This is a genomic window from uncultured Stenotrophomonas sp. (genome assembly GCF_963519125.1).
In the GTDB taxonomy this organism is placed as follows: domain Bacteria; phylum Pseudomonadota; class Gammaproteobacteria; order Xanthomonadales; family Xanthomonadaceae; genus Stenotrophomonas.
In genome coordinates, this window is record NZ_CAUQLJ010000004.1 from 170,576 (window position 1) to 184,307 (window position 13,732).

A 13,732-nucleotide genomic window follows, 5' to 3' on the forward strand; every position below is an offset into this window, starting at 1 on the left:
ACTTTCCGCGCCATCGGGGTACCTCGACGGCGGCGCGAGCGGCTGCCTGAACCGTTGTCCGGACAGGTTCCAGGGGTGGGATCGGACAGGTGTCCGGACAGCGGACACTTTTGACAACCCATAAACCCGTTTGAAATCAACAACTAAAAGTTGGCACGGAGCATGCATTGGTCTACATGCGGAAAGGAAGCGATCAAACGGAACATGACTGATCGCTGAACAAAACACGGAATCTTGAAATTGTTCTTGCATCCCCAGATTCGGTGTACTACCTTACTACCACACCACTGCTCACCAACACTAAACAGGCCCCGTCATGAACACCAAGACCATCGCAATCGCCATCGCCCTCGCTGCCGGCTCCGCGTTTGTTTCGAACGTGCATGCCGCTTCCGCCATCACCACCCTGCAGACCGTCCAGGTCCGTCCCTCCGCCGACCAGCTGGCCCAGGCCGAAGTCGAGCGCACCAGCAGCATCCCGACCCTGGCGCTGGTGGAAGTGCGTCCGACCGCCGGGCAGATCGCCGAATACCGCGCCGAGCTGGCCGACAGCCGCCGCGTCACCACCCTGGCCGCCGTTGAGGTCCGCCCGACCGCCGAACAGCGCGAAGCGCTGGCCGCCGAGCAGGCCGACCGCAGCACCGACTACATGGGTGCCCTGGCATCGGCCGCCGGCGTACTGGCCCGCGACGTGATCATCAACCTGCCGGCCCTGCAGGTGCGTCCGTCGCCGAACGACCTGCAGGCCTTCGCGGTTGAAACCGCCTCGGTGCTGGTCCGTCCGTAAGAGGGGATTGGCGGCGTAAAATGCAGGAATGACCGCCACCCCGACGTTCCATGTTGTGTTGTTCCAGCCGGAAATTCCCCCGAATACCGGCAATGTGATCCGGCTCTGCGCCAACACCGGCGCGCGACTGCACCTGATCGAGCCGCTCGGTTTCGACCTGAGCGACAAGCAGCTCAAGCGCGCCGGCCTGGATTACCACGAATACGCAAGACTGCAGGTGCATCCGAACCTGGACACCTTCCTGCAGGAGATCGCGCCCAAGCGCCTGTTCGCCCTGAGCACCCGCGGCAGCGTGCGTTACGACACCCAGCAGTTCGAAGACGGCGACGCCTTCCTGTTCGGCCCGGAAACCCGCGGCCTGCCGCAGGACGTGCTGGATGCGCTGCCCGATGGGCGGCGGTTGCGGTTGCCGATGCAGCCGGACAACCGCAGTTTGAACCTGTCCAACACCGTGGCGGTGGTCATGTTTGAAGCCTGGCGCCAGAACGGGTTCGTTGGCGGCGCGTAAGCGCCTAGAACGCGTTGATACCCGTAAGCTCGCGTCCGATCACGAGCTGGTGCACGGTCTCGGTGCCTTCATAGGTGATCACCGACTCCAGGTTCAACGCATGCCGGATCGCCACGTGCTCGGTGGTGATGCCCGCCCCGCCCAGCAGATCACGGCACTCCCGCGCGATGTCGATCGCCATGCGGCAGTTGTTCCACTTGGCCAGGCTGACCTGCTGCGGCTGCAGCTGCCCCGCATCCTTCAACCGCCCCAGCTGCAACGACAGCAGCTGCGCGGTGGTGATGCGGCGGGCCATGTCGGCCAGCTTGATCTGCGCGCTCTGCGTGGCCGCCACCGGGCGCCCGAACAGCACGCGCTCCTTGGTGTAGCCCAGCGCCTCGTCCAGGCAGGCCACCGCCGCGCCGATCGGCCCCCAGCTGATCCCGTAACGGGCCTGGTTGAGGCAGCCCAGCGGCCCCTTCAATCCCTGCACGTTCGGCAGCCGGTTGCGCTCGGGCACGCGCACGTTGTCGAAGAACAGCGCCCCGGTCAGCGACGCGCGCAGGCTCATCTTGTGCTTGATCTCCTGGGTGGTGAAGCCGGGCATGCCCTTCTCCAGCACGAAGCCCTGGATGCCGTCTTCGGTATGCGCCCAGACAATGGCGATGTCGGCCACCGGGCCGCTGGTGATCCACATCTTGCTGCCGTTGATCAGCCAGTCGCCGCCGTCCTTCACCGCACGCGTCTTCATCGCGGCCGGGTCCGAGCCGCCATGCGCCTCGGTCAGGCCGAAGCAGCCGATCACCCGGCCGGCGGCCATGTCCGGCAGCCAGCGCAGGCGCTGTTCTTCGCTGCCGTAGGCGAAGATGGGGTACATGCACAGCGAGCTCTGCACCGAGACAAAGCTGCGCAGGCCCGAGTCGCCGCGTTCCAGTTCCTGGCAGATCAAGCCGTAGCTCACCGCGTTCAAGCCGCCACCGCCGTACTGCTCGGGCAGGCTGGAGCCGAGCAGGCCCAGCGACGCGATCTCCGGGATCAATTCATCCGGGAACCGGCCCTGGTCGAAGGCGTCGCCGATGATCGGCAGCACTTTTTCGTCGGTGAAGCGCGCCACGCTGGCCTGCACGGCACGTTCCTCTTCGCTGAGCAGCGAGCGGACATCGAACAGATCGTATGGATTGAGGGCCATGGGTGGCGGCATCGCAGGCGGCAACAGGGCCCTTATTGTGCTGCCTGCCCGCGCGCGCAGCCAAGGCACGCCGCAGCACGCGCCTACACTGGTGGCCGGTCACCGCACAGAAGGCCTGCCCATGCAGATCCGCAACGAGCGTCCCGGCGACGCCGACGCCATCCACGCCCTCACCCGCAATGCGTTCGAGCACGCCCCGCACAGCAGCCACACCGAACAGCACATCGTCGATGCGCTGCGCAATGCCGGCGCGCTGGCGGTGTCGCTGGTGGCGGAAGACGCAGGCGGCATCGTCGGGCACGTGGCGGTTTCGCCGGTACAGCTGAGTGATGGCAGTGAAGGCTGGTATGGGCTGGGGCCGATCTCGGTGGCGCCGGAGAGGCAGGGGCAGAGGGTGGGCAGTGCGTTGATGCGGGCGGCAATGGATGCGCTTGAGGCGATGGGCGCGGCCGGGTGTGTGCTGCTCGGCGATCCCGCGTATTACGGGCGGTTCGGGTTCGAGGCTGTGCCGCGCCTGCGTCCGGCCGGGATACCTGCGGAGTATTTCCAGGCGCGCTTGTTGCGCGGGGAATGGCCGGACGCCGAGGTCGCGTACCACAAGGCCTTCGAAAATTGATGCACTGCACCATCACACGTGAACGTCGGCGATCTAGGCGGAAACGGCTCGTACCGGTACCCTGATGCCTTGATCCAGCAGTTGCGCAGTGACCTGTCGCGCGCGATTCCCAGGCAACCGCCGCCGGCTTTGGCCGGGACGGCACTACCCACGAGTTACGCATCACCATGAGCGAAGAGACCACTGCCCTGCCCCCGCGTGAAGCCATGGAGTTCGACGTGGTTGTCGTCGGGGCCGGCCCGGCCGGCCTGGCCACCGCGATCCGCCTGCGCCAGCGCGCCATCGAAGCCGGGCGCGAGCTGTCGGTGTGCGTGCTGGAAAAGGGTTCCGAACCCGGCGCCCACATCCTGTCCGGGGCGATCATGGACACCCGCGCGCTGACCGAACTGTTCCCGGACTGGGCCGAACGCGGCGCGCCTCTGAAGCAGAAGGTCACCCGCGACGAGTTCCTGTTCCTGTCCGAAGACGGCGCGCGCAGCACCCCGCATGCGCTGCTGCCGGAGTGCTTCCACAACGAAGGCAACTACATCATCAGCCTGGGCGAGGTCACCCGCTGGCTGGCGCAGCAGGCCGAAGCGCTGGAAGTGGCCATTTTCCCCGGCTTTGCCGCCGCCGAAGTGCTGTACGACGAGAACGGCGCGGTGATGGGCGTGGCCACCGGCGACATGGGCATCCGCAAGGACGGCTCGCACGGCCCCAATTTCGAACGCGGCATGGAACTGCATGCCAAGTACACGGTCTTCGCCGAAGGCTCGCGCGGCCACCTCGGCCGCCAGCTGATCGCCCGCTTCCAGCTGGATGCCGGCAAGGACCCGCAGGCGTACGGCATCGGCATCAAGGAGCTGTGGCAGATCGACCCCGCCAAGCATGAGCCTGGCCTGGTGGTGCACACCGCCGGCTGGCCGCTGGACAGCGACACCTACGGCGGCTCGTTCCTGTACCACGCCGACGGCGGCAAGGTTGCAGTGGGCTTTGTGGTCGGCTTGGACTACCGCAACCCGTGGATGAGCCCGTTCGAGGAATTCCAGCGCTTCAAGACGCACCCGTCGATCCGCAAGCATCTGGAAGGCGGCAAGCGTATCGGCTACGGCGCGCGTGCGATCACCGCCGGTGGCCTGCTGTCGCTGCCCAAGACCGTGTTCCCGGGCGGCGCGCTGGTCGGCTGCGAAGCCGGTTATCTCAACGCCAGCCGGATCAAGGGCAGCCACGCCGCGATCAAGACCGGCATGCTGGCCGCCGACGCCGCGTTCGACGCACTGGCAGCCGACCGCCAGCGCGACGAACTCAGCGCCTACCCGGCCGCGTTCGAAGGCAGCTGGTTGAACGATGAGCTGAAGCAGTCGAAGAACTTCAAGCAGTGGTTCAAGAAGGGCCGCAACGTCGCCACCCTGATGACCGGCATCGAACAGTGGCTGCTGCCCAAGCTGGGCATCCGCAACCCGCCGTGGACCCTGCGCCACAGCACGCCGGACCACGCCTGCCTGGAGCCGGCGTCGCAGCACACGAAGATCGCCTACCCCAAGCCGGACAACGTGCTCACCTTCGACCGGCTGAGCTCGGTGTTCCTGAGCAGCACCAACCACGAAGAAGACCAGCCGTCGCACCTCACGCTGAAAGACGCCAGCGTGCCGGTGCGGATCAACCTGTCCGAATACGCCGGCCCGGAAGCGCGTTACTGCCCGGCCGGGGTGTATGAATTCGTTGGTGGCGAGGGCCAGGAACAGCTGCAGATCAACGCGCAGAACTGCGTGCACTGCAAGACCTGCGACATCAAGGACCCGACCCAGAACATCGTGTGGGTCACCCCGCAGGGCGGCGGTGGTCCGAACTATTCGGGGATGTAACGCGGCGATGCGGTTGCTGCAGGTCGGTCTGTTCGGGTGCTGCCTGCTGCTGGGCGCGTGCGCGCGCACGCCAGCCACGCCCGAACAGCGCCACCAGCAGGAACTGCAGCGCGCGTTCGCAATCTGCGGTGGCTGCCACACGGTCAATGCCGGTGGCGTGCACCGGTTCGGGCCGAACCTGCATGGGGTGGTCGGGCGCCGCGCTGGCAGCGTGGGCAATTACCCGTATTCGCCGGCGATGCAGAAGGCCGACCTGGTCTGGACCGAGGAAACCCTGGACGCGTTCCTGCGCTCGCCGGCGGCGGTGGTGCCCGGATCGCGGATGGTGAATTCCACGGTGGATCCCGAGCGGCGGCGGCAGGTAATCGAGTATCTGATGCAGCAGCGGTAACCAGGCATTGCGTGGGACACGCATGCGTATCAAAGACTATCCAGATACTCCTGCAACGCCCGCTCAAACGCATCAATCTCGCCGGCGCTCGCCGCAATCCCCTGCCCAGGAATCTGCTGCATCAGCGCGCGTGCCTGCTCGGCCAGCGCTTCGGCACCCAGCGTGCCAAGCCCGCCCACGATGCGGTGCAGGACTTCCACCGCCGTGTTGATGTCCTGCTGCGCGCGCGCTTCCCGACCGCGCTGCAGGTCGTCCACGGTGGCTTCGCGCATGCTGTCGATCAGCACCGTCGCCACATGCTCGGAGCCGAACCGGCGCACGATCGCCGCGCGCGTGGGCGGCGCTGCCGGTACCGCCGCCGGTGGCAGCTCCTGTTCCCTGTCGGCATCGCCCTCGTCGGAGGGCAACCAGCGGCGCAGTGCCTGGCGCAGGGTGGCCAGCGCCACCGGCTTGGCCAGCAGGTCGTCCATGCCCGCTTCGCGGCAGCGCTGCACATCTTCCACCAGCGCACTGGCGGTCAGTGCCAGCACCGGCATGCGCTGGCCACTGCCGCGTTCGCGCTCGCGGATGTGCCGGGTGAGCGTGTAACCGTCCATCACCGGCATCCGGCAATCGGTGATCACCAGGTCGAAGTGTGCGTCGTCCAGCATGGCCAGCGCCGCTTCGCCATCCACCGCCAGTTCGTGCTGCAGGCCCAGCTGCTGCAGCCGCCATCGCATCAGCGCCTGGTTGGTGGGATGGTCTTCCACCACCAGCACGCGCCGCCGCGCCTGGCCGGCCGGCAGCGGCTCCACGTCGCCGCCGGGGCGCTGTTCATTGCGCACCCCGCCTTCGCCCGGCACCAGCGGCAGGCTCACCACCACGTCCACGCGCGTGCCCTTGCCGGGCTCGCTCTGCATCTCCAGCTTTCCGCGCATCAGCCCCACCAGCCGCTGGCAGATGCTCAGGCCCAGCCCGGTGCCGCCGTAGTGACGGGTAATGGCCACGTCGGCCTGCGCGAACGGCTTGAACAGGCGTTCGCGCTGTTCCGCTGAGATGCCGATGCCGGTGTCGGTCACGGTCAGGCGCAGGTTTGTGCAATGTCGTCGGCGCGGTCCACCGACAGCGCGATGCTGACCGACCCCTCATTGGTGAACTTGATGGCGTTGCTGAGCAGGTTGAACACGATCTGGCGCAGGCGCATGCCGTCGGCCAGATGCTGGGGCCCCACCGCCGGGTCAACCTCCAGGCTCAACGCCAGACCCTTGCTGGATGCCTGTGGCGACAGCAGCTGCTGGACGTTGTCGAGCAGGTTGCGCAGCGCCACCGGCTGCGGTTCCAGCGGCAGCGCGCCGGCCTCGATGCGCGAATAGTCGAGGATGTCGTCGAGGATCTGGCGCAGCATCTGCGCCGAGTCTTCGATCACGCTGATGATGCGCCGCTGTTCGCCGTCCAGCCCGGTGTGCGAGAGCGCCTCCACCATGCCCAGCACCCCGCTCATCGGCGTGCGGATCTCGTGGCTCATGGTGGCCAGGAAGTTCGACTTGGCGGCCGTGGCGCGTTCGGCAGCGGACTTGGCCGCGGCCAGTGCATCGGCCTGCGCGCGCGCTTCGGTCACATCCACCCAGTAGCCGCTCCACAGCACCGCACCGTCGGCGGCCGCGTACGGCAGCGCGCGCGTGCGCACCCAGCGCACCACCCCGTGCGGACTGGTGCGGAACTCCAGGTCCAGCGCGGAGAAATCGCGCGCGGCCTCGGTCAGCGCCGCGTGCACCGCCTCGCGGTCGCGCGGGTCGATCTTGTCGGCCAGGCGGGTTTCATCGGCAATCACCTCCTGCGTACTGACCCCGAACATCGACTGCAGGTCGCCGGTGATGTAAGGGAAGGTGACCCGGCCATCGCTGTCGCGGCGGGCCTGGTAGACGATCGCCGGCAGGTTGTCGGTCACTTCCACCAGCCGCTGTTCCAGCCGCCGTCGCATGCTCACTTCGCGGCGCAACCGCCAGTAGCCCCAGCCGTGCACGATGATGCCGGTGAGCAGCACCAGCGACAGCGGCACCGCCCAGCGCGCCACCGAACGCCAGTCCAGCCCGGTGCGGTATTCGGCCAGCAGCCAGTCGCCACGGATCGCCGCGTGTTCGCGCGGGGTAATGTTCGCCAGCACCCGGTCGAAGGTGGTGGCCAGCGCCGCGTACTGGCGTTTCACCGCGAGCGAGAGCTGGTCGCTGAAGCCGGCAGGGGCAGCCACGTGCAGCTTGGCCGGGTACACCTCGCGCACCACACGGTCGACCATGGCCAGGTTGCCCACGTAGGCGTCGGCGTCGCCACTGGCCAATCGCGACAACGCCTGGTCCACGCTGCGCGCCGGCACGATCCGCGCACGGGGCGCGTACTGCAGGATGTAGCCGCGCAACCGCTCGGGGTCGGACAGCAGGATGCTGCGTCCGTCCAGGTCGCCCAGGCCGAGCACCGAACGGCTGTCGTTGGGGGTGACGATGACGTTGGGCACGCTGATGAAGGGCTGGCTGAACACCCAGTCATCCCCCAGGTAATGCGCGTCATTGGGCATGCCCATCACCACGTCCACCTCGCCCCGACGCATCTGTTCGCGCACTTCGAACCAGTCGTGTGCAGGCACCCGGTTCAACTGCGCGCCGACCATGCGCAGCTGCCGCAGGTAGTCCCCGGCCACGCCGCTCGGCTCGCCGGCCGCGTCGATGAATGACAACGGCGCGCCACTCGGCGCATAGCCCATGCGCAACGGCGTGGCCAGCACGCGGCGTTCGGCCTCGCCGAGGATCAGGCGCGACTGCGACGACCACTGCAGCGGTGGCAGCCAGCGCTTGTACAGGGCCTCGCGCTGGGCGACGGTGACCGTGGACAGGGCGCTGTCCAGCGCTTCGGCCAGTGGCTGGCGCGCATTGGGCACTCCGAAGTGCAGCCGCTCGGGCGGCAGGTCGCTGGGCCGCAGCAGGGCAATTCCGTCGAGCCCTTCCTGCCGGATCAGGGTATTGGCCACGTGCGCATTGCCGATGTACACGTCGGCATCGCCCTTGGCCACCATGGAAAGCGCCGCCCGGGTGTTGGCCGCAGTCACCTGGCGGGCAGCCGGGAAGCGGGCGCGGACCTGGCCGCTGGTCAGGAACTCCTGCTCTGTCACTACCCGTAGACCGGCCAGGTCGGGGTCGGTCGAAGTGCGGGTATCGCCCACCCGGCCGACCAGGGCCAGCGGGGCGTCGGCATAGGACCCCGTGTAAACCATGCAGCGGGTCCGGTCGGGGGTCAGGGTGATGTTCATCACCACGTCGACCTCGCCCCGGCATGCCGCATCCAGCACATCTGCCCAGTCGCGGTACACCCGCACCTTCACCTGCACGCCGAGCTGCCGGGTCAGCAGCATCAGGTAGTCATAGCCAAGCCCGTCGGGTCGGCCGTTCTGCATCATTTCGAATGGTGGCCATCCGCTGTTGTACAGGCCCAAAAGGATGGTAGGGTTCCGTTCGATCCAGTCGGCCTGGCGCGGTGAGAGCGAGGGGGCCGGTGCAGGCGCCGCGACGGCGACCGCACCGCCCAGCGCCCAACACAGCCCCAGCACGGCCAGCCAGCGGACAACCGAGGTACGCATGCTGTCTGTTCTCCCAGGAGTGATCCGCCCACGCGACGTGCCCCGATGGGGCCGCTGCCTTCAAGGCAATACTAGTCCATGACCTTGCGCATAATCATCGCTGACGACCACCAGGTGGTTCGGCTCGGCGCCAGATCGGTAATCGAATCCAGCGGCGTGGGCACCGTCGTCGCCGAAGCCGCCACCGTGGAAGAACTCTTTGCCGCACTGGCCGGGCACGAGTGCGACCTGCTGATCACCGACTACTCGATGCCGACCTCCGACAAGGCTGACGGAATAGGCATGATCGAAAAAATCCGGCGCCTCTATCCGGACCTGCGCGTGCTGCAGATGAGCGTGACCGAGAACATTGCCATCCTGCGCATGGTCGCCCAGAGCGGCGTACTGGGCCTGTTCGACAAAGGCTCGCTGGTGGACGAACTGCCGCTGGCGATCCAGGCCGTTTCGCGCGGCCAGCCGTACGTCAGCCGCAAGCTCCGCGAAGTGATCGACCGGGTCGGCACCCAGGCCATCGGCGACGATCGCACCCGGGTGTTGTCGCCGCGCGAAGTGGAAGTGCTGCGCCTGCTGAGCAGTGGCCTCACCGTCAAGGCGATCGCGCAGAAACTGCACAAGAGCATGAGCACCATCAGCCGCCAGAAAGGCGATGCCATGCTCAAGCTCGGCCTGCGCAGCGATGCGGAACTGTTCGACTTCATGCGTGACAACAAGCTCTAGGCCATTTTTCATCGCGTGATGCACGACCACCACCATGTTCAGGGCCTGGACAACGACCAGGTAGCCGCCGACTGGCCCGCGATCAGCGACGCCGAACTGGCGTGGCTGCGCAGCCATTACCCCGCGCTGGAAAGCGCCTGCGAGGTGATCTGGCACAGCCCGCGGCCATTTTCCGCCGCGGCGCTGCTGCAGTGTGGCGCGCGACGCTGTTTCATCAAACGCCACCACGCCAGCGTGCGCACGGCCGCACAGCTGGGCGAAGAACACCGCTTCATCGCACACCTGGCCGCTGCCGGGCTGCCGGTGGTGCAGGTACTGCACACGCGTGACGGCGCCAGCGCGCTCGAACGCGACAGCTGGACCTACGAACTGCATGCGCAGGGCGAAGGCCATGACCTGTACCGCGACATCCCCTCGTGGACGCCTCCGCACGAACCCGCGCATGCGCATGCAGCGGGCGCCATGCTCGCCCGCCTGCACCTGGCCGCCAGCGACTACCACGCACCCCAGCGCAGTACCCACCTGCTGGTCGCGCGCGATGACCTGATCCGCGCGCGCGATCCGCTGGCGTTGCTGCGAAGCGAACTGCCGGCGCGACCGGGGTTGGCCGCGTATCTTTCGCAGCAGTCATGGGAACGCGACCTGCAGCGCGCCGTGCTGCCGTGGCACGCGGCACTGGGCGAGCGCCTGCAGGCCCAGCCGGTGCTGTGGGGCCACAACGACTGGCACGTCTCCAACCTGCTCTGGCACGGCCAGGGTTCGGAAGCGACGGTCGCCACCGTGTTCGACTTCGGGCTGGCCTCACCGGCCAGCGCGCTGTTCGACCTGGCCACCGCGATCGAGCGCAATGCCGTGGCCTGGCTGGACGCCGGCGGCGCCGGCCCGGTCGCCCACGCGGACATCGCCCTGGCGCTGCTGGCCGGCTACCGGCAGGTGCGACCGTTGTCCGCCGCCCAGGTGCACCTGCTGGCCGACCTGCTGCCGCTGGTGCATTTCGACTTCGCACTGTCGGAAGTCGAGTATTTCCAAGGGGTTACCCGCTCCCCGGGCAATGCCGACGTGGCCTACCACACCTTCCTGCTCGGCCATGCCGACTGGTTCTCCAGCGACGCCGGGTGGGCCCTGCTGGACACCCTGCACACCGCCGCCTGAGCCAGCGGGCTCGCCACGGCGGCCGATTGGTGTGAAAATGACCACTGAAGCGGGGGTGCCTGGATCTGCCAGGCTGAGAGAGTCCCTTGGAACCTGATCCGGTTTGCACCGGCGTAGGGAGCTTTGAGCAGCAGGCGCACCCCCGTTCCGGGCCGGTGCGCGCGCGTGCCTTCGCTTCGTCTCCTCTGGCTGATGACGAATCGAATGAACCGCTGCTACCGCCTCACGCTGCTGACCGCCGCCCTCTGCGCCGCCCTGCCCCTGCACGCCGCCGAACGGTCGCCCACCGACCTGGCCGGCGTGCGCGTGCAGGCCAACAAACCGGCCGCGACCACCGCGCCGAGCAGCAGCTTCGGCAGCGCCGACTGGAAGAACACCCCGGCCTCGGTCAACGTGCTCGACCGCGCGCTGCTCGACCAGCTGCAGGTGCGCACGCTGTCCGAAGTGGCGCGGCACGACGCCTCGCTGGGCGACAGCTACGCGCCGGTGGGGTACTACCAGAACATCGCCATCCGCGGTTTCGCGCTGGACCCGGCCACCGGCTACCGCTTCAACGGGCTGTCCATCGCCGGCGAACAGCGCCTGGCGCTGGAGAACGTGCAGCAGGTGGAAATCCTCAAGGGCGAGGCCGGCCTGGCCGCCGGCGTGATGGCGCCGGGCGGCATCATCAACTACGTGGGCAAGCGCCCCGCTGAGGTGCGCAACGTCACCCTCGCGACCGATCAGGAAGGCTCGCGCTATGTCGCCGCCGACGTGGGCACCTGGATCACCCCGCAGTTCGGCGTGCGCGTAAACGCGGCCTGGGACGACACCGCCTCCTACATCGACCACGCCGACGGCCGCCGCAACTTCTATTCGGTGGCGGCCGATTGGCTGATCGGCGAAAAGGGCAAACTGGAACTGGACGCCAACTACCAGACCAGCGCACAACGCTCGGCCAGCGGCTACCAGCTGCTCGGTGGCAGCGTGCTGCCGCGCGGCGTGGACCGCAGCCGCATGCTGGGCCACCAGCCGTGGCAGCAGCCGGTCGGCATCGCCAGCACCAACATCACCGCACTGCACACCTACGACTTCAGCCCGGACTGGCAGTCGCGCGTATCGGTCGGCCACAGCCGTTCGGTGATCGACGACAACGTCGCCTTCGCCTACGGCTGCTACTACGCCGCAGGGTGTGCCGACGGCAGCGTGCCTGGCAATTACTTCGCCCCCAATGGCGACTACGACATCTACGATTACCGCAGCCCCGACGACACCCGCGTCAACGACGAAGCCCGTGGCGAACTGCGCGGCCGCTTCGCCACCGGCTCGGTGCGGCATGAACTCTCGTTCGGGCTGAGCGCGTTCCACCGCACCGTGGACAAGCGCCAGAACGTCAACGAATACGTGGGCACCGCCAACATCGCCGACGCGCAGGTGCCGGTGTTCGACCCCTCGCCGCTGCAGCCGGGCCCGTCCGCGCGGCGACTGGACAGCTGGCAGCGCGCGGTGTTCGCACTGGACCGCATGCACTTCGGCGACAACTGGCAGTGGCTGGCCGGTGGCCGTTACGTGCGCCTGGACGAGCGTGCCTACGACAAGCGCGGCGTTCCGGAGCGTCACAGCCGCATGTCGCAGTTCCTGCCGCAGACCGCGCTGATCTGGCAGGCCAGCGAGCGCATCAACGTGTACGCGAGCTACGTGGAAGGCCTTTCGCTGGGCCAGGAAGCGCCGTTCTGGACCAGCAACGGCAGCACCTTCCTGCCGGCGATGCAGTCGCGCCAGCGCGAAGTCGGCATCAAGTACGCCGCAGCCGATGGCCTGATGCTGGGCGCAGCGGTGTTCCGCATCACCCAGCCATTCCAGTACGCCAAGCCGGACGACAGCGATGCGGGCTTCACCTTCGTGCAGGAAGGCACCCAGGCCCACACCGGGCTGGAGCTGACCGCCAACGGCCAGGTCACCGAACGGATGACCGTGAATGCCAGCGCCAGCCTGCTGCAGGCGCGCGCGCGCGATGCCGGCACCGCGTATTTCGACGGCCAGCAGCTGGTCAACGTGCCCAAGGTGCGCACCGCCGTGCACGTGGACTACGCCCTGCCCTTCGTTGATGGGTTGGCGGTAACTGGCGGCTGGCGTTACGCCTCCTCGAATGCCGCCACCGTGGACGGCAGCGTGAAGGCACCTTCCTATTCCGTATTCGACGCGGGCGTACGCTTCCAGCATCAGCTGCGCGAGCACCCGGTGACCTGGAGCCTGTCGGTGGACAACCTGTTCGATCGCTTCTACTGGCGCGACACTGGCAGCACCGCCGGTGACTACTACCTGTTCCCCGGTGCACCGCGCCAGGCGCGCCTGTCGGTCACGTTCGGGCTATGAGCGCGGCCGTGCTCGAATGGTCGGCGGTGGTGGCCAGCCTGCTCGGCGTCTGGCTGATGGCCGGGCGGCGCATGCTGGCCTGGCCGGTGGGGCTGGTTGCGGTGGGGCTGTACGCCACGGTGTTCATCGAAGCGCGGCTGTATTCGGACAGCCTGCTGCAGGTCGCCTTCGGTGGGTTCCTGCTGTACGGCTGGCTGAGCTGGCACCGGCATGCCGAACAGGACGGCGCGATCGTGATCGTGCCGTTGCCGCGCCAGCAGCTGCTGCGTGACCTGGGGGTGGGCGTGCTGTTCGGCATCGCGCTCGGCTTTGCCATGCACACCTGGACCGACGCCGCGCTGCCCTGGCTGGACGCCATGCTGGCCGCGCTGAGCCTGGTCGCGCAGTGGTGGCAGGCACGTCGCCACGTGGCCACCTGGTGGCTGTGGATCGTGGTGGATGTGGTGTACGTGGGCATGTACCTGGTCAAGTCGCTGGACGTCACCGCCGGCCTGTACCTGGTGTTCATCGGCCTGGCCGTGATGGGCCTGCGCGCGTGGACCGCCGCCAGCCATGAAGGTGCGGAACTGAAACCGCGCTAGCCTTGGCGG

At 67.7% G+C, this 13,732-nt stretch carries 12 protein-coding genes and 1 riboswitch; of the genes, 9 read left to right on the forward strand and 3 right to left on the reverse strand.

The annotated features are described in order from the left end of the window. The first annotated feature begins 316 nt into the window (after nucleotides 1-316). Together RYM47_RS04945 and trmL are read left to right on the forward strand one after the other, a co-directional pair. On the forward strand, nucleotides 317-787 hold the full coding sequence (locus tag RYM47_RS04945; RefSeq protein ID WP_315386441.1) for a hypothetical protein: 471 nt from the start codon (nucleotides 317-319) through the stop codon (nucleotides 785-787). 28 nt (nucleotides 788-815) lie between these two features. Continuing rightward, the gene (gene trmL, locus RYM47_RS04950; protein WP_315386442.1) at nucleotides 816-1,295 is read left to right on the forward strand and encodes a tRNA (uridine(34)/cytosine(34)/5-carboxymethylaminomethyluridine(34)-2'-O)-methyltransferase TrmL; all 480 of its coding nucleotides are present in this window, start codon (nucleotides 816-818) and stop codon (nucleotides 1,293-1,295) included. Between the two features lie 4 nt (nucleotides 1,296-1,299). On the opposite strand, the gene RYM47_RS04955 is transcribed toward trmL, so the two are convergent. Beyond that, the gene (locus RYM47_RS04955) at nucleotides 1,300-2,463 is read right to left on the reverse strand and encodes an acyl-CoA dehydrogenase family protein (protein WP_102947198.1); all 1,164 of its coding nucleotides are present in this window, start codon (nucleotides 2,461-2,463) and stop codon (nucleotides 1,300-1,302) included. A 121-nt stretch (nucleotides 2,464-2,584) separates the two neighbouring features. On the opposite strand from RYM47_RS04955, the gene RYM47_RS04960 reads away from it, so the two are divergent. From RYM47_RS04960 to RYM47_RS04970, 3 genes are all read left to right on the forward strand, one after another. Further along, on the forward strand, nucleotides 2,585-3,079 hold the full coding sequence (locus RYM47_RS04960) for an N-acetyltransferase (protein WP_315386518.1): 495 nt from the start codon (nucleotides 2,585-2,587) through the stop codon (nucleotides 3,077-3,079). 167 nt (nucleotides 3,080-3,246) lie between these two features. Further along, on the forward strand, nucleotides 3,247-4,923 hold the full coding sequence (locus tag RYM47_RS04965; RefSeq protein ID WP_315386443.1) for an electron transfer flavoprotein-ubiquinone oxidoreductase: 1,677 nt from the start codon (nucleotides 3,247-3,249) through the stop codon (nucleotides 4,921-4,923). A 7-nt stretch (nucleotides 4,924-4,930) separates the two neighbouring features. Then, on the forward strand, nucleotides 4,931-5,314 hold the full coding sequence (locus tag RYM47_RS04970) for a c-type cytochrome (protein ID WP_315386444.1): 384 nt from the start codon (nucleotides 4,931-4,933) through the stop codon (nucleotides 5,312-5,314). 29 nt (nucleotides 5,315-5,343) lie between these two features. Here RYM47_RS04970 and RYM47_RS04975 read toward each other — a convergent pair whose 3' ends face one another. Both RYM47_RS04975 and RYM47_RS04980 read right to left on the reverse strand, forming a co-directional pair. Further along, a complete protein-coding gene (locus RYM47_RS04975) occupies nucleotides 5,344-6,372 on the reverse strand; it encodes a response regulator (RefSeq protein ID WP_315386445.1) in 1,029 nt (342 codons plus the stop codon). A 2-nt stretch (nucleotides 6,373-6,374) separates the two neighbouring features. Continuing rightward, entirely contained in the window at nucleotides 6,375-8,918 is a 2,544-nt protein-coding gene (locus RYM47_RS04980; protein WP_315386446.1) for a transporter substrate-binding domain-containing protein, read from the reverse strand. A 78-nt stretch (nucleotides 8,919-8,996) separates the two neighbouring features. On the opposite strand from RYM47_RS04980, the gene RYM47_RS04985 reads away from it, so the two are divergent. The 4 genes from RYM47_RS04985 (at nucleotide 8,997) to pnuC (ending at nucleotide 13,723) form a co-directional block, all read left to right on the forward strand. Beyond that, on the forward strand, nucleotides 8,997-9,635 hold the full coding sequence (locus RYM47_RS04985) for a response regulator transcription factor (RefSeq protein ID WP_315386447.1): 639 nt from the start codon (nucleotides 8,997-8,999) through the stop codon (nucleotides 9,633-9,635). An 18-nt stretch (nucleotides 9,636-9,653) separates the two neighbouring features. Further along, the gene (locus RYM47_RS04990) at nucleotides 9,654-10,787 is read left to right on the forward strand and encodes a phosphotransferase (protein WP_315386448.1); all 1,134 of its coding nucleotides are present in this window, start codon (nucleotides 9,654-9,656) and stop codon (nucleotides 10,785-10,787) included. A gap of 41 nt (nucleotides 10,788-10,828) precedes the next feature. Beyond that, nucleotides 10,829-10,924: riboswitch (TPP riboswitch) on the forward strand. A 67-nt stretch (nucleotides 10,925-10,991) separates the two neighbouring features. After that, on the forward strand, nucleotides 10,992-13,142 hold the full coding sequence (locus tag RYM47_RS04995) for a TonB-dependent siderophore receptor (protein ID WP_315386449.1): 2,151 nt from the start codon (nucleotides 10,992-10,994) through the stop codon (nucleotides 13,140-13,142). Continuing rightward, nucleotides 13,139-13,723: a nicotinamide riboside transporter PnuC gene (pnuC, locus tag RYM47_RS05000; protein ID WP_315386450.1), complete on the forward strand. Its 585-nt coding sequence runs from the start codon at nucleotides 13,139-13,141 to the stop codon at nucleotides 13,721-13,723. Before RYM47_RS04995 ends, pnuC begins: the two co-directional genes overlap by 4 nt. Nucleotides 13,724-13,732 lie beyond the last annotated feature (9 nt).

Bases quoted from the DNA above. Each gene is read 5' to 3' on its own strand.
- RYM47_RS04960 (WP_315386518.1), top strand. From the start codon at position 2,585: ATGCAGATCCGCAACGAGCGTCCCGGCGACGCCGACGCCATCCACGCC.
- RYM47_RS04985 (WP_315386447.1), top strand. From the start codon at position 8,997: ATGACCTTGCGCATAATCATCGCTGACGACCACCAGGTGGTTCGGCTC.
- RYM47_RS04945 (WP_315386441.1), top strand. From the start codon at position 317: ATGAACACCAAGACCATCGCAATCGCCATCGCCCTCGCTGCCGGCTCC.
- RYM47_RS04995 (WP_315386449.1), top strand. From the start codon at position 10,992: ATGAACCGCTGCTACCGCCTCACGCTGCTGACCGCCGCCCTCTGCGCC.
- pnuC (WP_315386450.1), top strand. From the start codon at position 13,139: ATGAGCGCGGCCGTGCTCGAATGGTCGGCGGTGGTGGCCAGCCTGCTC.
- RYM47_RS04965 (WP_315386443.1), top strand. From the start codon at position 3,247: ATGAGCGAAGAGACCACTGCCCTGCCCCCGCGTGAAGCCATGGAGTTC.
- RYM47_RS04990 (WP_315386448.1), top strand. From the start codon at position 9,654: ATGCACGACCACCACCATGTTCAGGGCCTGGACAACGACCAGGTAGCC.
- RYM47_RS04980 (WP_315386446.1), bottom strand. From the start codon at position 8,918: ATGCGTACCTCGGTTGTCCGCTGGCTGGCCGTGCTGGGGCTGTGTTGG.
- RYM47_RS04970 (WP_315386444.1), top strand. From the start codon at position 4,931: ATGCGGTTGCTGCAGGTCGGTCTGTTCGGGTGCTGCCTGCTGCTGGGC.
- trmL (WP_315386442.1), top strand. From the start codon at position 816: ATGACCGCCACCCCGACGTTCCATGTTGTGTTGTTCCAGCCGGAAATT.
- RYM47_RS04955 (WP_102947198.1), bottom strand. From the start codon at position 2,463: ATGGCCCTCAATCCATACGATCTGTTCGATGTCCGCTCGCTGCTCAGC.